23 protein-coding genes and 1 pseudogene are annotated in these 23,087 nt (G+C 71.0%); 13 read left to right on the forward strand and 11 right to left on the reverse strand.

What is annotated here, in order from left to right; genetic code table 11:
• Positions 1 to 178: 178 nt before the first annotated feature.
• Positions 179 to 820, reverse strand: coding sequence for a PepSY domain-containing protein (locus tag MTR79_RS06370; RefSeq protein WP_244789513.1), 642 nt, complete (start codon positions 818 to 820; stop codon positions 179 to 181).
• 122 nt (positions 821 to 942) lie between these two features.
• On the opposite strand from MTR79_RS06370, the gene MTR79_RS06375 reads away from it, so the two are divergent.
• Both MTR79_RS06375 and MTR79_RS06380 read left to right on the forward strand, forming a co-directional pair.
• On the forward strand, positions 943 to 1,608 hold the full coding sequence (locus tag MTR79_RS06375; protein WP_244789514.1) for a response regulator transcription factor: 666 nt from the start codon (positions 943 to 945) through the stop codon (positions 1,606 to 1,608).
• Positions 1,605 to 3,062, forward strand: coding sequence for a HAMP domain-containing sensor histidine kinase (locus MTR79_RS06380; protein ID WP_244789515.1), 1,458 nt, complete (start codon positions 1,605 to 1,607; stop codon positions 3,060 to 3,062). Before MTR79_RS06375 ends, MTR79_RS06380 begins: the two co-directional genes overlap by 4 nt.
• A gap of 23 nt (positions 3,063 to 3,085) precedes the next feature.
• Here the strand turns inward: MTR79_RS06380 and MTR79_RS06385 are convergent, their stop codons facing one another.
• The 4 genes from MTR79_RS06385 to MTR79_RS06400 form a co-directional block, all read right to left on the reverse strand.
• Positions 3,086 to 3,562 carry a MarR family transcriptional regulator gene (locus tag MTR79_RS06385; protein ID WP_006130189.1) on the reverse strand — a complete coding sequence of 159 codons (477 nt, stop codon included), beginning with the start codon at positions 3,560 to 3,562 and terminating at the stop codon, positions 3,086 to 3,088.
• A gap of 97 nt (positions 3,563 to 3,659) precedes the next feature.
• On the reverse strand, positions 3,660 to 4,460 hold the full coding sequence (locus MTR79_RS06390) for an AIM24 family protein (protein ID WP_048459251.1): 801 nt from the start codon (positions 4,458 to 4,460) through the stop codon (positions 3,660 to 3,662).
• Positions 4,457 to 5,107, reverse strand: a complete 651-nt coding sequence (locus MTR79_RS06395; RefSeq protein WP_086698771.1) for an AIM24 family protein — start codon at positions 5,105 to 5,107, stop codon at positions 4,457 to 4,459. Before MTR79_RS06395 ends, MTR79_RS06390 begins: the two co-directional genes overlap by 4 nt.
• 1 nt (position 5,108) lies before the next feature.
• Positions 5,109 to 5,741: an AIM24 family protein gene (locus tag MTR79_RS06400; RefSeq protein WP_244793075.1), complete on the reverse strand. Its 633-nt coding sequence runs from the start codon at positions 5,739 to 5,741 to the stop codon at positions 5,109 to 5,111.
• 190 nt (positions 5,742 to 5,931) lie between these two features.
• On the opposite strand from MTR79_RS06400, the gene MTR79_RS06405 reads away from it, so the two are divergent.
• From MTR79_RS06405 to MTR79_RS06425, 5 genes are all read left to right on the forward strand, one after another.
• A complete protein-coding gene (locus tag MTR79_RS06405) occupies positions 5,932 to 6,276 on the forward strand; it encodes a DUF3817 domain-containing protein (RefSeq protein ID WP_086698770.1) in 345 nt (114 codons plus the stop codon).
• Positions 6,273 to 6,566, forward strand: coding sequence for an MTH1187 family thiamine-binding protein (locus MTR79_RS06410; protein WP_244789516.1), 294 nt, complete (start codon positions 6,273 to 6,275; stop codon positions 6,564 to 6,566). Before MTR79_RS06405 ends, MTR79_RS06410 begins: the two co-directional genes overlap by 4 nt.
• Before the next feature lie 93 nt (positions 6,567 to 6,659).
• Positions 6,660 to 7,169, forward strand: coding sequence for a MarR family transcriptional regulator (locus MTR79_RS06415; RefSeq protein WP_244789517.1), 510 nt, complete (start codon positions 6,660 to 6,662; stop codon positions 7,167 to 7,169).
• 43 nt (positions 7,170 to 7,212) lie between these two features.
• The gene (locus MTR79_RS06420; RefSeq protein WP_086698766.1) at positions 7,213 to 7,545 is read left to right on the forward strand and encodes a DUF3817 domain-containing protein; all 333 of its coding nucleotides are present in this window, start codon (positions 7,213 to 7,215) and stop codon (positions 7,543 to 7,545) included.
• A gap of 84 nt (positions 7,546 to 7,629) precedes the next feature.
• Entirely contained in the window at positions 7,630 to 9,330 is a 1,701-nt protein-coding gene (locus tag MTR79_RS06425) for a methylmalonyl-CoA mutase family protein (protein ID WP_086698764.1), read from the forward strand.
• Between the two features lie 353 nt (positions 9,331 to 9,683).
• On the opposite strand, the gene MTR79_RS06430 is transcribed toward MTR79_RS06425, so the two are convergent.
• Positions 9,684 to 10,304 carry a TetR/AcrR family transcriptional regulator gene (locus MTR79_RS06430; protein ID WP_048459258.1) on the reverse strand — a complete coding sequence of 207 codons (621 nt, stop codon included), beginning with the start codon at positions 10,302 to 10,304 and terminating at the stop codon, positions 9,684 to 9,686.
• A gap of 237 nt (positions 10,305 to 10,541) precedes the next feature.
• Between MTR79_RS06430 and MTR79_RS06435 the strand changes: the two genes are divergently transcribed.
• The 5 genes from MTR79_RS06435 (at position 10,542) to MTR79_RS06455 (ending at position 15,333) form a co-directional block, all read left to right on the forward strand.
• On the forward strand, positions 10,542 to 11,516 hold the full coding sequence (locus tag MTR79_RS06435; RefSeq protein WP_244789518.1) for a tetratricopeptide repeat protein: 975 nt from the start codon (positions 10,542 to 10,544) through the stop codon (positions 11,514 to 11,516).
• Positions 11,517 to 12,171: 655 nt separating this feature from the next.
• On the forward strand, positions 12,172 to 12,807 hold the full coding sequence (locus tag MTR79_RS06440; RefSeq protein WP_244789519.1) for a DUF6230 family protein: 636 nt from the start codon (positions 12,172 to 12,174) through the stop codon (positions 12,805 to 12,807).
• A 116-nt stretch (positions 12,808 to 12,923) separates the two neighbouring features.
• A complete protein-coding gene (locus MTR79_RS06445) occupies positions 12,924 to 13,493 on the forward strand; it encodes a DUF6114 domain-containing protein (RefSeq protein ID WP_086698758.1) in 570 nt (189 codons plus the stop codon).
• The gene (locus MTR79_RS06450) at positions 13,483 to 14,799 is read left to right on the forward strand and encodes a hypothetical protein (protein WP_244789520.1); all 1,317 of its coding nucleotides are present in this window, start codon (positions 13,483 to 13,485) and stop codon (positions 14,797 to 14,799) included. Before MTR79_RS06445 ends, MTR79_RS06450 begins: the two co-directional genes overlap by 11 nt.
• Positions 14,800 to 14,943: 144 nt before the next feature.
• Complete coding sequence (locus MTR79_RS06455; protein ID WP_244789521.1) at positions 14,944 to 15,333, forward strand: hypothetical protein; 390 nt, start codon at positions 14,944 to 14,946, stop codon at positions 15,331 to 15,333.
• Between the two features lie 86 nt (positions 15,334 to 15,419).
• Here MTR79_RS06455 and pyk read toward each other — a convergent pair whose 3' ends face one another.
• The 3 genes from pyk to pta form a co-directional block, all read right to left on the reverse strand.
• On the reverse strand, positions 15,420 to 16,847 hold the full coding sequence (gene pyk, locus MTR79_RS06460) for a pyruvate kinase (RefSeq protein ID WP_048459264.1): 1,428 nt from the start codon (positions 16,845 to 16,847) through the stop codon (positions 15,420 to 15,422).
• Between the two features lie 73 nt (positions 16,848 to 16,920).
• Positions 16,921 to 18,186, reverse strand: coding sequence for an acetate kinase (locus MTR79_RS06465; protein WP_280518305.1), 1,266 nt, complete (start codon positions 18,184 to 18,186; stop codon positions 16,921 to 16,923).
• Positions 18,183 to 20,279, reverse strand: coding sequence for a phosphate acetyltransferase (gene pta, locus MTR79_RS06470; RefSeq protein WP_244789522.1), 2,097 nt, complete (start codon positions 20,277 to 20,279; stop codon positions 18,183 to 18,185). The genes MTR79_RS06465 and pta overlap by 4 nt, the downstream gene beginning before the upstream one ends.
• Before the next feature lie 214 nt (positions 20,280 to 20,493).
• Here pta and MTR79_RS06475 point away from each other — a divergent pair, with 214 nt between their 5' ends.
• Positions 20,494 to 21,519 (forward strand): ATP-dependent 6-phosphofructokinase, encoded by a 1,026-nt coding sequence (locus MTR79_RS06475; protein WP_033275475.1) that lies wholly within the window; start codon positions 20,494 to 20,496, stop codon positions 21,517 to 21,519.
• 306 nt (positions 21,520 to 21,825) lie between these two features.
• On the opposite strand, the gene MTR79_RS06480 is transcribed toward MTR79_RS06475, so the two are convergent.
• A complete protein-coding gene (locus MTR79_RS06480; RefSeq protein WP_244789523.1) occupies positions 21,826 to 22,545 on the reverse strand; it encodes an XRE family transcriptional regulator in 720 nt (239 codons plus the stop codon).
• Between the two features lie 288 nt (positions 22,546 to 22,833).
• Positions 22,834 to 23,046: pseudogene (locus tag MTR79_RS06485) on the reverse strand (carbohydrate ABC transporter permease); the annotation flags it as partial.
• Positions 23,047 to 23,087: the final 41 nt, after the last annotated feature.

Consider the following 23,087-nt stretch of genomic DNA (forward strand, 5'->3'; position numbering starts at 1 on the left):
GCCCCTTCCCGTCCCGACCCGGGGCTCCGCCCCGGACCCCGCTCCTCAAACGCCGGAGGGGCTGATTCTCAGCCCGTCCGGCGTTTGAGGACGAGGCCCGCCAGGGCCGATGGGGGTCTGGGGGCGCAGCCCCCGGGGACGGGACGGGAAGGGGCGGCGGGGGCGAGGAAACTCTTGGTCAGTCGTCGTCGCGGTCAGCCGTGACCGAAGCGCTCGTCAGGCCGACGCTCCAGTCCCGCTCGTCCCCGCCGGAGGCACGGGTCTCCGCCTCCCAGCCCCGGTCGTCGCCGTCGTCGTCCAGATCCACGGAGACGACGGTCCCCTTGGCGGCCGCGGCCTTCGCCGCGTCCTCGGCCGTCACCGAGGCACCCTTGAGGGCGGCGCGCACCTCCGCGGCGTCGTCCTCGTCGTCCTTCTGCGCGCCCAGCACCTTGCCGCTGTCCGGGGCGATCCTGACCGTGTGCCAGGTGTCGCCCTCGGCGAGGACGTCGACCTCCCAGGAGCCGTCGTCCAGTTCGGCGGAGACGGCCGTACCCGGCGTGTGCTTCAGCGCGGCGGTGATGGCCTCGGCGGCGGTCACGCCACCGGCGGCGGCGCGGACCGCACCGTCGTCGTCATCGCCGTCCCGGTCGTCCGAGTGGTCCTCAGCGCGGTCGTCCCGGTCGTCCGAGCGGTCCTCACCGCGATCGTCCCGGTCGTCGTCCGTCCGCGTCACCGACGTCGTGTCGTCGTCGTCCCCCGCGACCGCCAGGGCCGTCGCCGTGCCCCCGCCCACCAGTGCCGCGGCCGTGACGACGGCGATCACGATGTTGCGCTTCATGTGCGTTCCTCCCGAGTCGGTGTGCTTCGCGCTGTACTGCCATCAAGGTCGCCCACCGACGCTGAGCGGAGGCTGAAGCAGCCTGAAGCGATCTTCAGCTTCCCCCTGCGACCCTGGGTCCCATGCGACTCCTGATCGTCGAGGACGAAAAGCGCCTCGCCCTCTCCCTCGCCAAGGGCCTCACCGCCGAGGGGTACGCCGTCGACGTCGTGCACGACGGCCGGGAGGGGCTGGACCGGGCCACGACCGAGCCGTACGACCTGGTGATCCTCGACATCATGCTGCCCGGCCTCAACGGCTACCGGGTGTGTGCCGCCCTGCGCGCCGCCGGGCACGACGTGCCGATCCTGATGCTCACCGCCAAGGACGGCGAGTACGACGAGGCCGAGGGCCTGGACACCGGCGCCGACGACTATCTGACCAAACCCTTCTCCTACGTGGTGCTGGTCGCCCGGGTGAAGGCGCTGCTGCGCCGCCGGCGGACCGCGGGCGCGTCCCCGGTCCATGTGCACGGTGACCTGAAGGTGGACACCGCCGCCCGCCGGGTGTGGCTCGGGGAGGAGGAGGCCGAGCTGACGGCCAAGGAGTTCTCGGTGCTGGAGCACCTGGTGCTGCGGGCCGGCGAGGTGGTGTCCAAGGCCGACATCCTGGAGCACGTCTGGGACTTCGCGTACGAGGGCGACCCCAACATCGTCGAGGTCTACGTCAGCGCCCTGCGCCGCAAGCTCCGCGCAAACCTCATCCGCACGGTGCGCGGCGCCGGATACCGGCTGGAGACGGCGCCGTGAGCAGGCTGTTCGGCTCGGTCCGCTCCCGGGCGACGCTCGGCGCCACGCTCGTCGTCGCCGTGGCCCTCGTCGCGGCCGGCACGGCCCTCCTGCTGTCCCTGCGCGCCAACCTGACCGGCGAGGCGGGCACCCGGGCCGAGCGTTCCGCGCAGGCCGTCGCCTCCGAACTGGCCGCCCGTACTCCGCTCGACAAGCTCTCCGGGCTGGACGCCGAGGACACCCCCGTGCAGATCGTCGACGAGGACGGCGTCCTGCTCGCGGCCTCGGAGGACCTGGAGCGGATCAGCGGCACGGGCACCTCCGAGGTGACCCCCGCGCCGGCCCCGTCCGACGAGGACGACCGTGACGACCCCGACGACCGGGACGACGACCGCGACGACCGGGACGACGACTCCCTCGACCCCGGCGAGATCGCCCCTGGCGCGAGCTACACCAACGGCACCGCCACCATCGACGGCGACACCGAGGACTACCGCTTCGCCGCCGTCGAGGTGGAGACCCCCGACCGGGGCCGCCTCACCGTCCACGCGGGCGCCCCGCTGGCCGCGGAGCACAGCGCCGTGGGCACCGCGCTGACCGCCATGCTCATCGGCTTTCCGCTGCTGCTCGGCGTCGTCGCCGCGGTGACCTGGCTGGTCACCGGCAGGGCCCTGCGGCCCGTCGAGGGCATCCGCCGGGAGATGGCCGCGATCACCGCCTCCGAGGACCTCCGCCGCCGCGTCCCCGAACCGGCGACGCACGACGAGGTCGCCCGGCTCGCCCGCACCACCAACGCCACGCTCGCCGCGCTGGAGGCCTCCGTGGAGCGGCAGCGCGCCTTCGTCGCCGACGCGTCCCACGAGCTGCGCAGCCCCATCGCCTCGCTGCGCACCCAACTGGAGGTCGCGGCCGCCCACCCCGAACTGCTCGATCTGGACGGCGCGGTGGAGGACACCGTACGGCTGCAGAACCTCGCCGCCGACCTGCTGCTGCTCGCGCGGCTGGACACGGGGGAGCGGCCCGCCGGCACCCGGGTGGACCTGGCCGCGCTGGCCCGGGAGGCGGCCGCGGGACGCGAGGGCGTCACGGTGGAGGCGGAGCCCGTCGAGGTCTCCGGGTCGCGCGGCCAGCTCTCCCGGGTGCTCGCCAACCTGCTGGACAACGCGGAGCGGCACGCCCGTGAGCGGATCACGGTGACCGTGCGGCGGGAGGGCGGCGCGGCCGTGGTGGGCGTCGCCGACGACGGCGAGGGGGTGGCGGAGGCCGACCGCGAGCGGATCTTCGAGCGGTTCGTACGGCTGGACGCGGCGCGCAGCCGGGACGACGGCGGGGCCGGTCTCGGTCTGGCGATCGCGCGCGACGTGGCCGTACGGCACGGCGGCACGCTCACCGCGGGCGCGGCGCCGGCGGGCGGAGCCCTCTTCGAACTCCGCCTGCCGCTCGCCGGCGCGGACCGGGGCACGCCTCGGGCGTAGGCGTCAGGAGGACGCCGGGGACGTCAGAGTCGTCCCCGCTGCCCCCGCAGGTGCTCCGCGATGGGCTTGAGGGCCTTGTCGAGCTCGATCAGGGCCTCGGGGGAGAGCAGGTCGATGAAGTGCCGGCGCACCGACGCCACGTGGTGCGGGGCGACCTTCTGCATCGTCTCCATGCCGTGGTCGGTGAGAACCGCGTAGAGGCCGCGGCGGTCCGACTCGCAGTTCTCCCGGCGGACCAGGTGGGCGTTCTCCATCCGGGTGATCTGGTGGGAGAGCCGGCTCTTGGACTGCATCGTGGCGGAGGCGAGGTCGCTCATCCGCATCCGCCGGTCCTCCGACTCGGACAGGTTCACCAGGATCTCGTAGTCGTTCATTGTCAGGCCGAACGGCTGCAGATCCTTCTCGAGCTGGTAGGTCAGCAGCTTGTTGACCTCCAGGTGGGTGCGCCAGGCGCACTGCTCCGCATTGGTCAGCCAGCGGGTGGCCGTCTCGGTCTCCATGAATGAAGTCTACCTAAGGAAGTTGAAAGGCGAACTAATAGGGCTTCCGTGTGACACCACGTGCAGGCGTTCGATGTCACACCCCGCACATTACCGCTCACAGCCCGAAGCGACGCTGGAGGTCTCCCAGCTGTCCGGGAAGGCGCGGTCCGCCTGCGCCAGGTCCGGCCCCGCCCGGTCCGCCCCCGCCGGGCACCCCGGGCTGCTGCGGAGGCGCCCCCGTGGCCTGCTCCGTCATCAAGGCCTCGGACGACTGCAGCAGCACCGTGCCGGCGCCGACGAACTCGAACTGGTGCTCCTCGCCGGACGCCCCGCCCAGGCCCGTCATCGCACGTAGACCGCCCAGGAGGCCGGTCATGTAGCCGTGGTCGTAGTGGTGGCACGGTGACGGGCAGTCCGCCCAGCCGACCAGCGCCTGCGGGTCGACCCTGATCGGCGGTTCCATGAACACCACCGGTCCGTTGGACGCCGCCACGAACTTTCCGGTTCCGATCAGTGTCAGAAAACCTGGCACGATCGACTGCTTCAGCGACAGACTTGGCTGAAAAGCGAGCAAGTTGCCCGAGCGAATGGTCAGATTGCCGTCGTCCAAGTCGTACGAATTGACGTCGAAGGCCCGGTCGGCGAGCAGCATCTTGCCCGAGCCCTCCGCCACGACCCAGTCGCTCGCGTGCAGTGGCGAATGAAACGCCTTCCGGACAAGTCGGTCGAGTCGCCCGTGCCCGATGCCGTTGAACTCGATGGCGCCGTAGTAGGCGATCATCTTCCCCTTCTGCATGAACCACTGGGTGCCCTTGAGCTCCACGCAGAAGGTGTAGTCGTTGACGCTGTCGTCGGACGGCAGCGTCATGGGGTCGAAGGCCGCGGCCCCGGCGCCCGGCGTTCCGTACGTGCTCACAGCTTCTCCTCCGAGGCCTGGACGTAGACCGCGCCGCTGCCGCTCAGCTCCAGCTGGAAGGCCTCCCCGGAGCCGCGTCCCACCATGTCCCGCCAGCCGAGCGCCGTCGAGAGCTTGTTGCGTACGTCGCCGTGGTGGGCGACGTACGCCTGCGGGTCGACGTGCACCGGACGCTGGGGCGTGATCGGCACCTCGATCACCCCGCCGTGCGCCATCACGGCGACCGCCCCGTGTCCCTTGAGCGTGGTGGTGAACAGGCCCTGACCGGAGACCTGGCCCCGGACCATCCCCATCACCCCGCCCTGGGAACCGAGGAACACCGTGCCCTGCTCGAGCGTCCCCTCGAACGCCAGCAGCCGGTCCGCCTCGACGTACAGGGTGTCCCCGGAGAGGTGGATCACCTGGACGTGGTGGCCGCCGTGCCCGAACAGCACCGTGCCGCTGCCCTCCACGGTCATCAGGGGCGTGTCCTCGTTCGCCACACGCCGGCCGATCATCGACATCACCCCGCCCTGGCCGCCGCGCAGGTTCGGGGTGAAGCTCACCTCGCCCCGGTACGCGAGCATCGCGCCGCGCTGGCTGAACAGCCGCTGACCGGGCGCGACGGTCGCCTCGACGATCTTGGTGTTGATCTCCCGGAAGCCCATGTCAGACGTCCCCCGCGATCGAGTTGCGCTCACTGGGCTGGACGTGGACCACCCCGTCGCCCTCGAAGCGGATCTGGAAGGCCTCGCCGCCGCCCTCGCCCATGAACGTGCGGAACGTCACGCCGGACTGGAAGGACTGCCGCAGGTTCCCCTGGTGCGCGACGTACGCGCCCGGGTCGACGGTCAGCGGGTACTGCGGGCTCACCCGCAGCAGCACGGCGGGACCGTCCGACATGATGGCCGCCTGGCCGTGGCCCTCGACCGTGGTCGTGAACAGCCCGTTGCCCTGGGAGGCGCCGCGCAGGCCCGTGAACGTGGTCCCCGTGCGCAGGCCGCCGTCGGTCGCCAGCAGGTTGCTGGACTCGACGTACAGCTTCTCCCCGTTCAGGGTCACCAGGTTGATCTCGGAGGCCCGGTCGGCGAAGAAACAGGTGCCGTGCCCCTTCACCTCCATGAGCGTCATCTGCTCGCCCGTGAGCCGCCGGGTCACCATCCCCCGGATGCCCTCACCGCCGCCTGTGAGCTTCTTGAAGGCCATCTGCCCGTCGTACGCGACCATGGAGCCGTTCTTCGCCTTGACGGCGTCCCCGGTCATGTCGACGGCGAGAACCTTGCTGCTCTGAAGTCGGAACATCGCCACGTGTGCGACGGTAGCGGCCCTTTTGCGCCGCGCCCAGATCCTGAGGGAGGAGTCGCACCCTGATACGGCCCCGACCCCCTGCGGTGATCGCCCACGGAGTTTGCCACAATGGCTACGCTTGTGCGCGCGTTCACAAGCCGACAGCATCGTCGACGCCGACGTCTCTCCCTTCCGAAGGTGACCCGTGGACATCAAGACCGCCTCCGCACTCCGCCGCCTCCGCCTGGTCTCGGGCCCCGAAGCGATCTCGTTCCTGCTGCTGCTCGTCTGCGCGGTTCTGAAGCGGACCACCGAGTTCAACGCCGTCCCGGTCTTGGGCCCGGTCCACGGCATCCTCTTCGTCCTCTACGTCATTTTCTGGGCCGACGCCTGGAACCGGGCGAAGTGGTCGCTCGGGACCGCCGCCTTCTACTTCGTGATGTCGGTGCTGCCGGCCGGCGGCTTCTTCGCCGAGCGGCGGCTGAAGCGTGAGGCCGAGGACGCGGTGATCGCGTCCCGCGCCCGCAACGAAGGGGTGGTGAACGCGTGATCGTCGCCTTCTCCGTGACGCCGCTGGGCGTCGGCGAGGACGTGGGGGAGTACGTCGCCGACGCCGTACGGGTGGTCCGCGAGTCCGGGCTGCCGAACCGCACCGACGCGATGTTCACGTCGGTCGAGGGCGAGTGGGACGAGATCATGGACGTGGTGAAGCGCGCCGTGGCCGCCGTGGAGGCCCGCGCGCCGCGCGTCTCCCTCGTTCTCAAGGCGGACATCCGCCCGGGCGTGGAGGACGGGCTGACGTCGAAGGTGGAGACCGTCGAGCGGCACCTGGCCGGCTGACGGGGCGCCGCCGGCCCTGTCTCCCGTCCGCCTCGCGGACCGAAGGGCGAGACAGGGCTGACCGGCATCTGACCCGCCGGTAGGGTCTGGTCCGTGCCCAAACCGCTCAGTCTCTCGTTCGATCCCATCGCCCGTGCCGACGAGCTCTGGAAGCAGCGCTGGGGAAACGTGCCGGCGATGGCCGCCATCACCTCGGTCATGCGGGCCCATCAGATCCTGCTGGCCGAGGTCGACGCGGTGGTCAAGCCCTACGGGCTCACGTTCGCACGGTACGAGGCGCTGGTCCTGCTGACCTTCTCCAAGTCCGGCGAGCTGCCGATGTCCAAGATCGGCGAGCGGTTGATGGTGCATCCGACGTCGGTGACCAACACCGTGGACCGGCTGGTGAGGTCCGGGCTGGTCTCCAAGCGCCCCAACCCCAACGACGGCCGCGGCACCCTGGCGTCCATCACGGACAAGGGCCGCGAGGTGGTCGAGTCGGCGACCCGGGACCTGATGGCGATGGACTTCGGCCTGAGCGCGTACGACGCGGAGGAGTGCTCGGAACTCTTCGCCATCCTCCGGCCCCTGCGCGTGGCGGCGGGGGACTTCGAGGAGGGGTGACCCTGCGGAAGATCGCCCGGAACGTGCCGTTACGCTCGATCCTATGAAGAAGAGCGTGCTGACCCGCTACCGGGTCATGGCCTACGTGACCGCTGTCATGCTGCTCGTGCTGTCAACCTGCATGGTGTTCAAGTACGGCTTCGGCAAGGGCGAGGACATCACGTTCGTCGTCTCCCAGGCTCACGGCTTCCTGTACATCATCTATCTGATCTTCGCGTTCGACCTCGGCTCCAAGGCCAGGTGGTCGTTCGGCAAGCTGCTGTGGGTGCTGCTGTCCGGGACGATCCCCTTCGCCGCCTTCTTCGTCGAGCGCAAGGTGACACAGCAGGTGGAGCCCCTGACGGAGGGCCCGGAGCCGGCCGTCGCCAAGGCCTGACGCCCCGCGTCGCACCGCCGTACGGACGAGCGTACGGCGGTCTCCCATCGACATTTACTTGGACGTCCTAGTAAATTCGAGGGTATGGACGCTGACGCCATCGAGGAGGGCCGCCGTCGCTGGCAGGCCCGGTACGACGCCGCGCGCAAGCGCGACGCAGACTTCACCACGCTCTCCGGGGACCCCGTGGAGCCGGTGTACGGGCCGCGGCCCGGGGACCGCTACGACGGGTTCGAGCGGATCGGCTGGCCGGGGGAGTACCCGTTCACCCGCGGGCTGTATCCGACCGGCTACCGGGGGCGGACGTGGACCATCCGGCAGTTCGCCGGGTTCGGGAACGCCGAGCAGACCAACGAGCGGTACAAGATGATCCTCGGCAACGGCGGAGGCGGTCTGTCCGTCGCCTTCGACATGCCGACGCTCATGGGCCGCGACTCCGACGACCCGCGCTCGCTGGGCGAGGTCGGGCACTGCGGGGTGGCCATCGACTCGGCGGCCGACATGGAGGTCCTGTTCAAGGACATCCCGCTCGGTGACGTCACCACCTCGATGACCATCAGCGGGCCCGCCGTGCCCGTCTTCTGCATGTACCTCGTGGCCGCCGAGCGCCAGGGCGTCGACCCGGGCGTGCTCAACGGCACGCTGCAGACGGACATCTTCAAGGAGTACATCGCCCAGAAGGAGTGGCTCTTCCAGCCCGAGCCGCACCTGCGACTCATCGGCGACCTGATGGAGTACACCAGCGCGCGCATCCCCGCGTACAAGCCGCTGTCGGTCTCCGGCTACCACATCCGCGAGGCGGGCTCGACGGCCGCGCAGGAGCTGGCGTACACGCTCGCCGACGGCTTCGGGTACGTCGAGCTGGGCCTCAGCCGCGGCCTCGACGTGGACGTCTTCGCGCCGGGGCTGTCCTTCTTCTTCGACGCGCACGTCGACTTCTTCGAGGAGATCGCCAAGTTCCGCGCCGCGCGCCGCATCTGGGCGCGCTGGATGCGGGACGTCTACGGCGCCGGGAGCGAGAAGGCGCAGTGGCTGCGGTTCCACACCCAGACCGCCGGCGTCTCGCTCACCGCGCAGCAGCCGTACAACAACGTCGTCCGCACCGCCGTCGAGGCGCTCGCCGCGGTGCTCGGCGGGACCAACTCGCTGCACACCAACGCCCTCGACGAGACCCTCGCGCTGCCCAGCGAGCAGGCCGCCGAGATCGCCCTGCGCACCCAGCAGGTGCTGATGGAGGAGACCGGCGTCGCCAACGTCGCCGACCCGCTGGGCGGTTCCTGGTACGTGGAGCAGCTCACCGACCGCATCGAGGCGGACGCCGAGAAGATCTTCGAGCAGATCAAGGAGCGCGGCCTGCGCGCCCACCCCGACGGCAAGCACCCCATCGGGCCCATCACCTCCGGCATCCTGCGCGGCATCGAGGACGGCTGGTTCACCGGCGAGATCGCCGAGTCGGCGTTCCGCTACCAGCAGGCGCTGGAGAAGGGCGACAAGAGGGTCGTCGGAGTCAACGCCCACACCGGCTCGGTGACCGGCGACCTGGAGATCCTCCGGGTCAGCCACGAGGTGGAGCGCGAGCAGGTACGGCTGCTCGGCGAGCGCAGGAGCGCCCGCGACGACGCGGAGGTGCGCGGCGCGCTCGACGCGATGGTCGAGGCGGCCCGCTCCGGCGCGAACATGATCGAGCCGATGCTCGACGCCGTACGCGCGGAGGCGACGCTGGGCGAGATCTGCGACGCCCTGCGCGACGAGTGGGGCGTCTACACGGAGCCCGCCGGCTTCTGACCCGCCCGGACACCGACGCCCGCCCCGTCGGACGAACCGCACCGCCCCGGCAGGCCCCGCGCCTGCCGGGGCGCGGCGCGTTCACGGCTAGCGGGCGACCGCCCCGTACCGGGAGGCGACCGCGTGCTCGTCGACGGTCTCCCCGACCGCGGGGTCCGGGTGCCGGTCGGTCAGCCGGACCACCCCGGACCACCCCTGGCCCGACGGGCTCGAGGCCCTCGAGGAAGCGGGCGATCTCCATGCGGGAGCGGGGTGCCAGGGTGACGCCCCCGGGAGCGGCCACGGTCATCGCAGCGGGTGACCGCGGGGTGACAGGCGGGTATCGGCCGACCGTGACCCGTTCTCCCCGGGGCTCAGCGCGCGCTCGCCGCCAGCCCTGACAGCAGCACCCGGGTCAGCCCGTGCACCCACTCCGCGTCGGCCGGCTGGTTGCTGACCAGGGTCCGGTGCACCACCGAACCCGCCACCATGTCGAAGATCAGGTCGACCGCGCGGGCCGAGCGCTCCGCGTCGGACTCCGGGGGGAGTTCGCCCCGTTCCTGGGCGCGGGCGCGGCCCGCGATCACCAGGCGCTTCTGCCGGTCGACGATCGAGGCGCGGATCCGCTCGCGCAGCGCCTCGTCGCGGGTGGCCTCGGCGACCACCGCCATCAGCCCGCTGCGGGCCTCCGGGCGGGCCAGGATCGCGGCGAACTGCAGCACCACGCCCTCGATGTCGGCGGCCAGCGAGCCGCGGTCCGGCAGTGTCAGCTCGTCGAAGAGCTCGGCGACGGCGTCCACGACGAGCTCGTTCTTGCCGGCCCAGCGCCGGTACAGCGTCGTCTTGGCCACCCCGGCGCGCACCGCGACGTCCGAGAGCGTGAGCTTGGACCACCCCAGGTCCACCAGCGCCTGCCGGGTCGCGGCGAGGATCGCTGTGTCGGCCGCGGCGCTGCGGGGACGCCCGGTGCGACTGGCTGGATGGCGGCGCTGCATGGCACGACCATAACCGGCGGATTCCGTGCGGTCGTGAGGGAGATCACCGGGAAGCGGCACCGCGCACCGGGCTCCTGCCATTACGCTACGACTCGTAGCGAAAGCACGTGAGCACCTGACGTGCCCGAGCGACGACCACCGCGCCGGGTGGGGACCAGGCGCAGCAGCACCACACGTACGCCTGGGTTTTCCTGGGCGCTTTTCACACTCACGCGGAGTACGGGGGAGGATAGACGCATGCAGCCACGGAACATGTCCATGAGCGGAGTCGTCGACCTCGCCGCGGTGAAGGCGGCCCAGGAGGCCAAGGCGAAGGCGGAGCAGGCGCGCGCCGAGGCGGCCCGTACGGGCGGCACCGGCGCCGTCTCGCCCGCCGATCTCGTCATCGACGTCGACGAGGCCGGTTTTGAACGCGACGTCCTGCAGCGTTCCACCGAGGTCCCGGTCGTCATCGACTTCTGGGCCGAGTGGTGCGAGCCCTGCAAGCAGCTGAGTCCCGTCCTGGAGCGGCTCGCCGTCGAATACAACGGCCGTTTCCTCCTCGCCAAGATCGACGTCGACGCCAACCAGATGCTGATGCAGCAGTTCGGCATCCAGGGCATCCCCGCCGTCTTCGCGGTGGTGGCCGGACAGGCCCTCCCGCTCTTCCAGGGCGCCGCGGGCGAGGCGCAGATCCGTCAGACCCTGGACCAGTTGGTGCAGGTCGCCGAGGAGCGCTTCGGTCTGACCGGCCTGACCGTCGACCCGGAGGCCGAGCCGGGCGGCGCCCCGGCGGCCGACGAGGCCCCTGTCGGCCCGTACGACGCCCTCCTGGAGGCGGCCGCCCGCGCGCTGGACGGCAACGACCTGGACGGCGCCGTCCAGGCCTACAAGAACGTGCTCGCCGAGGACCCGGCCCACCCCGAGGCGAAGCTGGGCCTCGCCCAGGCCGAACTGCTGCGCCGCGTGCGGGACATGGACCCGCAGCAGGTGCGCAAGGACGCCGCCGGGAGGCCGGGTGACGTGCAGGCGCAGATCGCCGCCGCCGACCTGGACCTGGCGGGCGGTCATGTCGAGGACGCCTTCGGGCGACTGGTCGACACCGTGGCCCGCACGGCGGGCGACGACCGGGAGACCGCGCGCGTGCGGCTGCTGGAGCTGTTCGACGTGGTCGGCGCTGACCACCCGGCCGTGGTGACCGCGCGCCGGGCCCTGGCCCGCGCGCTGTTCTAACTCCCCGGGTCCCGGAGCCCGTTCTGCCGCTTTCGCCCGTTACGGCGACGGACGGGGCACGAGGTGCCGGCTGGCCGACAGAGGACGAAGCGGCCGCGCTTTGCCAAATCTTGGTAATCGCGGCCGCTGTTACTTCAAGTAAGTCAAGCGAGTTGATCTGTCGGCTTATGTCCACGGATCAATAGTTTTGTACACCCCCATCGGTGCACCCAGCGTCGCCGCTCGGGTCCGCCGGGTCGTCCCGCGGTTATCGTGCCGTTACTAGCCAGTAACGAACCCCCTTGTGCGGGCGGCGAGAATGCACCACGATCGGCCACGCTCGGTCCATCACCCGTACCCCGACAGCCGGTCGGGCCGCGGGAACTCCTGGGTCCCCACCGAGCAGGAGCGCCGGCAATGACGTCGCTCCTTGGACAGGGGGGTCTTCGCCCGTCAGGCGAAGCCTGTCCAGCAGGGTTGTGCGTGATGCGTGTCAGGCGCGACCAGTGGTTGTCGCTCGGGGGTGATCGCCGGTGATTCGGGCGCGTACCTCGCGTCGCCGAATGCGGGCGCTCTCCTTCCCGAGGACGTAGCACTTCTCCCATCCCTGCCCGACTCGGCCGCCGTTCAAGGCGGCGAGCCAGGACAGGAGATGTACGTCCGAGAAGGAGGAAATATGGAGTCCCAGGTGCGTGGCGGGACCAGATGGAAGCGGTTCGCTGTGGTCATGGTGCCCAGCGTGGCCGCCACGGCGTGCATAGGTGTCGCTCTCGCGCAGGGCGCCCTCGCGGCGTCGTTCAGCGTTTCCGGCCAGTCGTTCAAGGTGACCACGAAGGAGCTCGTCGGCGAGGGCTTCTCGCAGTACGGCGCTCTGGACGAGGGTTACACCCTCGACGGCAAGAAGACGGCTCACCCCGTCGCGGTGTCGGCGTTCAAGTCGGCGACCATCAAGAGCCTGTGCCAGTCGGTCGTGACCCCGAACATTCCGGTGCTCGGGAACGTCAGCCTGATCCTGCGTGCCGGTGACGGCGCTCAGCCGGTCGAGGCCAAGAACCTGTACATCGACGTCGCCGACCTGAACGCCGATGCGACGTTCACGAACATCGACATCGGTGTTGCCGCCAAGGACGCCAACAAGGGTCCGGGCATGAAGGGCGGCGGCGAGCAGGCCAACCCCTTCGGGTTCGCGCAGCAGGCCGACAAGGCCGTGCTGAAGGACGTGAAGCAGACGGCGTGGGCGACCACCGCCGGAACCTTCAAGCTCAGCGGCCTGAAGATGTCGCTCTCGACGGGCGTCAAGGAGTGCTACTAAGCACTCGCTGACGGGCGGGGGAGCCGGTGGCGCCCCCGCCCGTCCACCTTCCCACCGCGCTTTCACGCGCGGCGCACATCACCACCACAGCAACGCCATCCAGGGAGCTGTTTTCCATGAGCGCCGAGACTCCTGCCGCCTCCGGCCAGTTCATTCGCCGTCGGCTGCAGTTCCGCGCCTGGCGTGGCCAGCGGCCCTTCTGGGCCGGTCTGTTCATCATCATCGGCGGACTCCCCATCGCCTACTTCCCGTACGCGAACCTGCAGATCGGTCACCTGACCCTGGCCATGGCGACCACCGCGGGCGCCGGGTCCCTGATCATCGGCGTGCTGCTCGTCGTCCTCGGCGTCAGCCTCTGGTTCCAGAAGCACATCCGCGTGTTCGCGGGTGTCGCGGCGATTCTGCTGGCGTTGGTGTCCATCCCCGTGTCCAACCTCGGCGGCTTCCTCATCGGCTTCCTCTTCGCCCTCGTGGGCGGGGCGATGGCCGTGTCGTGGGTGCCGGGCGAGCCGCCCGAGCAGGAGCTGAGGGCGGACGAGGGCGTGCACGGCGGCGCACCCGAGGGCGCCTTCCCCGAATCCACGGTCTCCGGCCCCGCAGAGGGCGCCGCGGCGACGGGTGAGCCGAACGATCTGTCAGGAACGAGCCCGGCGAACGGGGCGAACGGGAGGCACAGTGCCGGCTGACGAGGTGACCCACGGGGCTGATGTGGAGGCGTCCCGTGTGAGAACCGGGCCGCGACACGCGGCACCCAAGAAGCCGCTGTTCACCAGGTTCCACATGCCCGCCGGGAAGGCGATAGCCATAGCGGCGATGCCGACCGCGGTCCTGATGGGGATGGGCTTCACCCCGACGCTCGCCCAGGCCGACGACCAGCCGTCGTCGAGGAATCTCACGGCCGACGAGTTCAAGGAGTGCCTGGAGGCCATCGAGCAGGCGGAGAAGGGCGACGCGAGCGCGTCGCCCACGCCCTCCGCCACCGCGAGCGAGAGCGCCTCCGAGGACGACGAGGAGCCCTCGGCGGACCCGACCGGCTCGGCTCCCGCCCAGGAGGCCCCGGACGAGGACGCGGGCAAGGGATCGGACTCTTCGCCGGATTCAGGTTCCGACGACGAGGCCGAGCCGACGCCCACGCCCTCCGCGACCGCGGGCGGACAGGCGGCGGACACCGAGCCCGCCCCGTCCCCGTCGGAGACCGACAAGAACCTGCTGGAGCAGGTCGGGGACGCCATCAAGGACGTCTTCACGCCCGGCGAGAAGGCGGAGGAGACCCCGAGCCCCAGCCCGTCCGCCTCCGCGTCGTCGTCCGCCCCCGCCGGGGAGCCGGACGCGGGCGAGGAGACCGCGCAGAAGCCCGCGGAGAAGGCCGCCGAGACCGCCGGCGACGCCGGTGAGAAGGCCGCCGACGCGGCGGAGGACGCCACGGAGCAGACCGAGGAGCCGGAGCAGGAGGAGACGAAGGAGCCCGAGGCCACCGCCTCGCCCAGCCCTTCCGAGTCCTCCGGCATGGACCTGGAGGACTGCCCGGTCGCCACCGACGCCGAGGGCGGGGTCGACAACAACGTCCCGCTCCCCGACGACCCGTGGTATCTGAACGCCAGCTCGCTGCTGCTGAAGGGCGCCGACTACAAGGGCATCGTCGAGGTGCGGACCGCGAACGGCACCAAGAAGAAGGTGCTGAAGTACGTCATCTCCGACGGCACCGACATCGGCGACCTGCACCAGACGGTCAAGGACGAGCAGTCCGGCAAGACGTACCACGTCCAGGCCGCCAAGGGCTCGACGTCGACCATCCGCGACGGCGACACCGTGATGTACACCGAGAGCATCTCCGGCAACCTGCTGGGCCTGATCCCGGTGACGTTCGACCCGGAGAACCCGCCGCCGCTGAACATCCCGCTGATCTACTTCACCAAGGTCACGGTCCAGCAGGCGGGCCAGTTCGGCGGCACCCTGCACATACCGGGACTCCACCAGTACGTCACCGACTGACCCTTCGGGTCTCTCCGGGAGCCGCCGGAGACGGTGCCCCGCGGGCTACCGCCCCGTGGGGCACCGTCCTTTTTCGGCCGTTCCCAGAAGTTCCATGGCAGCGGCCGCTACGCGGCCAACAAGTGACACGGGGAGGAGACGCCTGTGAGAACGCAGCTCAGACTCACCCGTGACGGCGACGCCCTGGTGGCCAGGCTGGCGCCTTCCCAGGCATCGGCGATGTACGAGGCGCTGAGCCATGTCCGGGAACGGGAACTGGGCGACACGGAACTGGCCCTGCTGGTCGGCGCGGACCGGGAGACAGCCGGAAGGCTGACGGACCGCCTCGCCGGACCGCACGTGGAATCCGCGGACTTCCGGTTCACGGTCGGGGAACTGCACATGGTGCACAGCGCGCTGACCTCTGTGCCCACCATGTTCCTGGTCCGGGGCGGGGCGTTCACGGAGGAGCCCTTCCACATCAGCACGGGCTTCTACCGGGAGAACTTCGACGCACTGGCCCACGGCCTCCTGGAGGCGGCAGCCGGGCTCTGACCCCGGAGGCGGACCGCACGGAGTGAAAGAGGAGGGCGCCTCCTGCAGGAGCAGGGGGCGCCCTCGGGTGGCCACCGGGTGCCGGGTCAGGCGGTCGCCTCGCCCAGGTGGTGGACGCGGACCATGTTGGTGGTGCCGGGGACGCCGGGCGGGGAGCCGGCGGTGATCACCATGATGTCGCCGTCGTTGAAGCGGCTCAGGCGGACCAGTTCCTGCTCCACCAGCGCGACCATCTCGTCGGTGCTGTTCACGAACGGCACCACGTGCGGCTCCACGCCCCAGCTCAGCGTGAGCTGGTTGCGGGTCGACTCGTCCGTGGTGAACGCCAGGATCGGCTGCGCGACACGGTAACGGCACAGCCGGCGGGCCGTGTCGCCGGACTGCGTGAAGGCCACCAGGCCCTTGCCGCCGAGGAAGTCGGCGATCTCACAGGCCGCGCGGGCCACCGAACCACCCTGCGTGCGCGGCTTCTTGCCCGGCACCAGCGGCTGCAGGCCCTTGGACAGCAGCTCCTGCTCGGCCGCCTGGACGATCTTCGACATCGTCCGGACCGTCTCGACCGGGTACGCGCCGACCGAGGACTCCGCCGACAGCATGACCGCATCCGCGCCGTCCAGGATCGCGTTGGCCACGTCGGAGGCCTCGGCGCGGGTCGGACGGGAGTTGGTGATCATCGACTCCATCATCTGGGTCGCCACGATCACCGGCTTGGCGTTGCGCCGGCACAGCTCGATCAGGCGCTTCTGCACCATGGGGACCTTCTCGAGCGGGTACTCGACGGCCAGGTCGCCACGCGCGACCATCACGCCGTCGAACGCCATCACGACGTCCTCCATGTTCTCCACCGCCTGCGGCTTCTCCACCTTGGCGATGACGGGGACGCGGCGGCCCTCCTCGTCCATCACGCGGTGGACGTCGGCGACGTCCTTCGCGTCCCGGACGAAGGACAGGGCGACCAGGTCGCAGCCCATCCGCAGGGCGAACCGCAGGTCCTCGACGTCCTTCTCGGACAGCGCGGGCACGTTCACGGCCGTGCCGGGCAGGTTGATGCCCTTGTGGTCGGAGATGACGCCGCCCTCGATGACGATCGTCTTGACCCGGGTGCCCTCGACGTCCAGGACCTTCAGCTCGACGTTGCCGTCGTTGATCAGGATCTGGTCGCCGCGGGAGACGTCGCCCGGGAGGCCCTTGTAGGTGGTCCCGCAGATCGTCTTGTCACCGGCGACGTCCTCGGTGGTGATGGTGAACTCGTCACCGCGCACCAGCTCGACGGGGCCCTCGGCGAAGGTCTCCAGGCGGATCTTGGGGCCCTGGAGGTCGGCGAGGACGCCGACGGCCCTGCCCGTCTCCTTGGCGGCGGCCCTGACCCGGTCGTACCGGCCCTGGTGCTCGGCGTGCGAGCCGTGGCTGAAGTTGAAGCGGGCCACGTTCATGCCGGCTTCGATCAGAGCGACGAGCTGCTCATGGGAGTCGACCGCGGGGCCGAGAGTACAGACGATTTTCGAACGGCGCATGGGGCGATCCTATCGGTTTGTTTCGCTCCGGAATATTCCGTCTGGCGGAATGTACACATGAGGTTCCCGCTGCTCAGTTGTCCTTTCCGACCAGTGCGTATGTCTGCTGTGCGATCTCCATTTCCTCGTCCGTGGGTACCACGGCGACCGCGATCCGAGCCCCCTCGGGCGAGACCAGCCGTGCCCCGCCGCCGCGCACCGCGTTGCGCTCGCCGTCGACCGCCAGGCCGAGCCCCTCCAGGCCCGCCACGGCGGCCTCGCGCACCTCGGCGGAGTTCTCGCCGACACCGGCGGTGAAGGCCACCGCGTCCACCCGTCCGAGAACGGCGTAATAGGCGCCGATGTACTTCCTCAACCGGTGAATGTAGATGTCGAAGGCGAGCTTCGCCCGTTCGTCGCCCTCGGAGATACGACGCCGGATCTCCCGCATGTCGTTGTCCCCGCACAGCCCGACCAGCCCGCTCCTCTTGTTCAGGAGGGCGTCGACCTCGTCGGCGGACATTCCGCCGACGCGCATCAAATGGAAGATCACGGCCGGGTCCATGTCACCGGACCGCGTACCCATCACGAGCCCCTCCAAGGGGGTGAGTCCCATGGAGGTGTCCACGCAGCGGCCCGCCCGCACGGCCGAGGCGGACGCCCCGTTGCCGAGGTGCAGCACGATCACGTTCACCTCCTCGGGCGCCTTTCCCAGCAGCCGCGCCGTCGCCCGGGAGACGTAAGCGTGCGAAGTGCCGTGGAAGCCGTAGCGGCGCACCCGGTGCGCGTCGGCGGTCTCCACGTCGATCGCGTAGCGCGCCGCCGACTCCGGCATCGTCGTGTGGAACGCGGTGTCGAAGACGGCGACCTGCGGCAGGTCCGGGCGCAGCGCCGTCGCCGTGCGGATGCCGGTGAGGTTGGCCGGGTTGTGCAGCGGCGCCACCGGGATCAGCCGCTCGATCTCGGAGAGCACCCGTTCGTCGATCACCGTCGGCTCGGTGAAGTACTTGCCGCCGTGCACCACCCGGTGGCCGATCGCCAGCAGCTCGGGGGAGTCCAGGCCCAGCCCGTCCGCCGCCAGCTCCTCGGCCATCGCCTTCAGTGCGGCGTCGTGGTCGGCGACCGGGCCGGTGCGCTCCCGGGTCTCCCCGCCGGACACCAGCGGGGTGTGGCGCACCAGGGAGGTGCGTTCGCCGATCCGCTCCACGAGACCGGACGCCAGCCGGCTGCTGTCGCTCATGTCCAGCAGCTGGTACTTCACCGACGAGGAGCCGGAGTTGAGGACGAGGACACGAGCTGGAGGGGTCGAGCGAGACTCGTCGGACGGGGTGGTGGCGGGAGACGGGCGGACGGAACTCACTGGGCGGCTGCCTTCTCGCTCGGGGCCGGGGACTGCGCCTGGATGGCGGTGATCGCGACGGTGTTGACGATGTCCTGCACCAGGGCGCCCCGGGACAGGTCGTTGACCGGCTTGCGCAGGCCCTGGAGGACCGGGCCGACGGCGATCGCGCCGGCCGAGCGCTGCACGGCCTTGTAGGTGTTGTTGCCGGTGTTCAGGTCGGGGAAGATCAGCACGGTCGCCTGCCCCGCCACCTCCGAGTCCGGCAGCTTGGTCGCCGCCACCGACGGCTCCACGGCGGCGTCGTACTGGATCGGCCCCTCGATGCTCAGGTCGGGCCGGCGCTCGCGGACCAGCTCGGTCGCCCGGCGCACCTTGTCCACGTCGGCGCCGGACCCGGACGTGCCCGTCGAGTACGACAGCATCGCGATCCGCGGCTCCACCCCGAACCGCGCCGCCGTGACCGCCGACTGCACCGCGATGTCGGCGAGCTGCTCGGCGTCCGGGTCCGGGTTGACGGCGCAGTCGCCGTACACCAGCACCTTGTCGGCCAGGCACATGAAGAACACCGAGGAGACGATGTCCGCGTCGGGGCGGGTCTTGATGATCTCGAAGGCCGGACGGATGGTCGCCGCCGTGGAGTGCACCGAGCCGGACACCATGCCGTCGGCGAGGCCCTCCTCGACCATCAGCGTGCCGAAGTAGTTCACGTCGGACACCACGTCGTACGCCAGCTCCACGGTGACGCCCCGGTGGGCGCGCAGCGCCGCGTACTTCTCCGCGAAGGCGTCGCGCAGCTCCGACGTGGCCGGGTCGATCAGCTGGGTGTCGCCCAGGTCGACGCCCAGGTCGGCGCCCTTCTTGCGGATCTGGTCGACGTCGCCGAGCAGCGTCAGCTCGCACACGCCCCGGCGCAGCAGCACCTCCGCCGCGTGCAGCACCCGCTCCTCGGTGCCCTCCGGGAGCACCACCCGGCGCAGGTCGGAGCGGGCCTGCTCCAGCAGCTTGTGCTCGAACATCATCGGGGTGACGCGGTCGCTGCTGGGCGCGGACACCTCGCGGGTGAGCTCGGCGGTGTCGGTGTACCGCTCGAACAGGCCGAGCGCCCGCTCCGCCTTGCGCGGGGTGCCCGCGTTCAGCTTGCCCTCCAGGGAGAACAGCTGCTCGGCGGTGGGGAAGCTGTTGCTCGGCACCGAGAGCACCGGCGTACCCGGCGCCAGCCGGTCGGCGAGGGTGAGGATGCGCTCGCCGGGCACCTCGTCCAGGGTCAGCAGCACCCCGGCTATCGGCGGGGTGCCGGCGCTGTGCGCGGCCAGCGCGCCCACCACCAGGTCGGCCCGGTCGCCCGGGGTCACCACCAGGCAGCCAGGGGTCAGCGCGGCGAGGAAGTTGGGGAGCATCGCACCGCCGAAGACGAAGTCCAGGGCGTCGCGGGCGAGCCCGGAGTCGTCGCCGAGCACCACCTTCGCCCTCAGGGTGTGGGCGATCTGGGACACCGTGGGCGCGGACAGCGCGGGCTCGTCGGGCAGCACGTAACAGGGCACGGGCAGCCGGGTGGCGAGCCGCTCGGCGATCTCGTCCCGGTCCTCGCGCGCGACCCGGTTGACCACCACCGCCAGTACGTCGCAGCCGAGCGTGTCGTAGGCGCGGTAGGCGTTGCGGGTCTCCGCGCGCACGGACTCGGCGGTCTGCCGGCCTCCGCCGACGACGGGGATGACCGAGGCGCCGAACTCGTTGGCGAGGCGGGCGTTCAGGGACAGCTCGTCCGGGAACTGCGTGTCCGCGTAGTCGGTGCCCAGCACCAGCACCACGTCGTAGTCACGGGCCACCAGGTGGAACCGGTCGACCAGGGTGGACACCAGCTCGTCCGTGCCGCGCTCGGCCTGGAGCGCGGAGGCCTCGGCGTAGTCCATGCCGTAGACGGTCCCGGGGTCCTGGGAGAGCCGGTAGCGGGCGCGCAGCAGTTCGAAGAGGCGGTCGGGCCCGTCGTGCACCAGGGGGCGGAACACGCCCACCCGGTCGACCTGCCGGGTCAGCAGCTCCATGACCCCGAGCTCGACGACCTGGCGGCCGTCGCCGCGGTCGATTCCGGTCACGTACACGCTGCGGGTCACGCGCGCTCTCCGTTTCGTCGAGGGGCTTCGTCGGGGGCCGCGAGGGCGACGGCGGGGCCTCGAAACCGCCCACACAGGTGAGCGGATCCCTCTTGACAATACCTGCGGCGCTGGCTAGGACGCCCGCGCATCGGGGCGTCGGCGGTGCTCCGGGGGACATGAAACAATCGGCAGTGGCTCACCGGTATCGACAGCGACCAGGAGACACAGCACGATGCGTATAGGAGTCCTCACCGCAGGCGGCGACTGCCCTGGACTGAACGCAGTGATCCGGTCGGTCGTGCACCGGGCGGTGGACAACTACGGCGACGAGGTCATCGGCTTCGAGGACGGCTACTCCGGCCTGCTGGACGGCCGCTACCGGACGCTGGACCTCAACGCGGTCAGCGGCATCCTGGCGCGCGGCGGGACCATACTGGGTTCCTCCCGGCTGGAGCGCGACCGGCTGCGCGAGGCCTGCGAGAACGCCTCGGACATGATCCACGAGTTCGGCATCGACGCGCTCATCCCGATCGGCGGCGAGGGCACGCTGACAGCGGCCCGCATGCTGTCCGACGCCGGTCTGCCGGTGGTCGGCGTCCCCAAGACGATCGACAACGACATCTCCTCCACGGACCGCACCTTCGGCTTCGACACGGCCGTCGGCGTCGCCACCGAGGCGATGGACCGCCTGAAGACCACCGCCGAGTCGCACCAGCGGGTGATGGTCGTCGAGGTCATGGGCCGGCACGCGGGCTGGATCGCCCTGGAGTCCGGCATGGCGGCCGGCGCCCACGGCATCTGCCTGCCCGAGCGCCCCTTCGACCCGGCCCAGCTGGTCAAGATGGTCGAGGAGCGCTTCGACCGGGGCAAGAAGTTCGCGGTGATCTGCGTCGCCGAGGGCGCCCACCCGGCCGAGGGCACCATGGACTACGGCAAGGGCGAGATCGACAAGTTCGGCCACGAGCGCTTCCAGGGCATCGGCACGGCCCTGGCGTACGAGCTGGAGCGGCGCCTCGGCAAGGAGGCCAAGCCGGTCATTCTCGGCCACGTCCAGCGCGGCGGCGTGCCGACCGCGTACGACCGCGTCCTCGCCACCCGCTTCGGCTGGCACGCGGTGGAGGCCGCCCACCGGGGCGACTTCGGCAGGATGACCGCCCTGCGCGGCACGGACATCGTGATGGTGCCGCTGGCGGAGGCGGTCACGGAACTGAAGACGGTCCCGAAGGACCGCATGGACGAGGCGGAGTCGGTCTTCTAGACCGGTCTCCTCGTCCCGCGGGGCGAGTGCGACCCGGCCGCGGGCCGGTCGGCGACCGGGGCCGGAGCCTTCGGTACGCGCCCTGCGGGACGGCGGGCCGGGAAAGCGGCAGTCCCGTGCGGGACGGTCCTTTGCCGTCCACAGGTGATCAGTCGCTGCGAGCGACCGGGCGCGCAGGCGCAGGACCCGCCGAGGGGGCCGACGGTGTCGGCGCGTCCAGCGGCGCGCCTCCGTGCGACCGTGTGGTCCCTCCCACGGGACGGTCCGTGGGAGGGCGCTTCTCGCGGGAGCCCGGGCCGGTGGAGGTCAGCCGCCTTCCGCCGAGACCGCCGTCCAGAAGTGGTCGACGACGTGGGTCAGGAAGTCGCGGCCCGGGTCGGACGCGTCGGCGGGGCCGCCGCCCCAGCTGAGCGTGGCGGCCATGTGGCCCTGGTAGTCCCGGTGCAGCCGGTGCAGCACCTCCTCCAGGACACGCCGCTCCAGCGGGGCGATCTTCGACACCGGCCGGACGTACGCCTGCCAGCGCGTGGTCACCGCGTCGCGCAGCAGCTCCGCGAGGCGCTCCTCACGGCCGGTGACGGTGAGGACGTCGGCCAGGGACAGACCCCGCACCCGGGTCAGGGCGGCCGTCTGGCGCTCGGTGCCGCGCCACCGGCCCGTCTCCTCCATCCGAAGATAGACCTGGAGTTCGTGCCCCACGGTGTGGGCGACGTCCTCCGGGGCCAGGCCGCGGGCCATCCTGTGCTCCCGCAAGGTGCGCGGCCGGCCTATGAGTTCGCCCGGGGAACACCACAGCACGCCCGCGAGAGCGGTGAGTTCGGGGTGGGACGGCGAGGCGCTGCCGTGCTCCCACGCGGCGACGAGGGCCGGCGTGACGTACGGCAGGTCGTAGGAGGCGCGCAGGGCGTGGGCCACATGGTCCGGGCCCAGCCCCAGCGCGGCGCGCAGCCGCCGGGCGGCGGGGGCGTTGAACGGCGGGGGCGGATGGCGGTCGCTGCGAGGGGGAGGTCGGCGCACGGCCCACAAGCTAGGCCCGCCCGCCGGAGGTGACTACGGTCTGTTCGGCCAGGAACACGGATCGTAGGAAGGTACGGCTACCGGCCGGTCGCGTTTCGGCGGGAGGGCCGGGCCGGTCGCGGAGCGAGGTGCTCCGTAGGGCGAAACGGCAAGCTCAGTGGGCATATGCGTCTTCGCACGCCCTCGGCCCGCGCACGAGCCGGACGGAACGGACGCCCGCCCCTCGCACCCCCGTGCGAACCCCGCGCCCCGTGCGCCCCTCCGCCCGCGTCCCCGCGCGCGGCGCGAATCCGCCGGTCACCCCTTCACCGCACCACCCGGCGCGAACCCCGACCCCAGCCGTCGGGAGAGCAGCACGTACAGCAGGATCACCGGCGTCGAGCAGACGATGGAGAACGCGGCGAGCCGGTCGTACGCCACCATCCCGCGGTTGCCGAAGAAGTCGTTGACGCTCACCGACGCCGGCATCAGGTCCGGGCTGAGCAGCAGCATGAACGGGACGAAGAAGTTCGGGGGGCCGATGGTCGCGCTGTCCGTGCCGGAGGCGCTCA

It is taken from the genome of Streptomyces sp. BJ20 (genome assembly GCF_022869105.1).
In the GTDB taxonomy this organism is placed as follows: domain Bacteria; phylum Actinomycetota; class Actinomycetes; order Streptomycetales; family Streptomycetaceae; genus Streptomyces; species Streptomyces griseoincarnatus.

Coding starts and splice junctions, on each gene's coding strand:
- MTR79_RS06435 (WP_244789518.1), top strand. CDS start 10,542: ATGCAGCCACGGAACATGTCCATGAGCGGAGTCGTCGACCTCGCCGCG.
- MTR79_RS06395 (WP_086698771.1), bottom strand. CDS start 5,107: ATGGGCTTCCGGGAGATCAACACCAAGATCGTCGAGGCGACCGTCGCG.
- pyk (WP_048459264.1), bottom strand. CDS start 16,847: ATGCGCCGTTCGAAAATCGTCTGTACTCTCGGCCCCGCGGTCGACTCC.
- MTR79_RS06430 (WP_048459258.1), bottom strand. CDS start 10,304: ATGCAGCGCCGCCATCCAGCCAGTCGCACCGGGCGTCCCCGCAGCGCC.
- MTR79_RS06475 (WP_033275475.1), top strand. CDS start 20,494: ATGCGTATAGGAGTCCTCACCGCAGGCGGCGACTGCCCTGGACTGAAC.
- MTR79_RS06440 (WP_244789519.1), top strand. CDS start 12,172: ATGGAGTCCCAGGTGCGTGGCGGGACCAGATGGAAGCGGTTCGCTGTG.
- MTR79_RS06420 (WP_086698766.1), top strand. CDS start 7,213: ATGAAGAAGAGCGTGCTGACCCGCTACCGGGTCATGGCCTACGTGACC.
- MTR79_RS06385 (WP_006130189.1), bottom strand. CDS start 3,562: ATGGAGACCGAGACGGCCACCCGCTGGCTGACCAATGCGGAGCAGTGC.
- MTR79_RS06375 (WP_244789514.1), top strand. CDS start 943: ATGCGACTCCTGATCGTCGAGGACGAAAAGCGCCTCGCCCTCTCCCTC.
- MTR79_RS06370 (WP_244789513.1), bottom strand. CDS start 820: ATGAAGCGCAACATCGTGATCGCCGTCGTCACGGCCGCGGCACTGGTG.
- MTR79_RS06400 (WP_244793075.1), bottom strand. CDS start 5,741: ATGTTCCGACTTCAGAGCAGCAAGGTTCTCGCCGTCGACATGACCGGG.
- MTR79_RS06445 (WP_086698758.1), top strand. CDS start 12,924: ATGAGCGCCGAGACTCCTGCCGCCTCCGGCCAGTTCATTCGCCGTCGG.
- MTR79_RS06425 (WP_086698764.1), top strand. CDS start 7,630: ATGGACGCTGACGCCATCGAGGAGGGCCGCCGTCGCTGGCAGGCCCGG.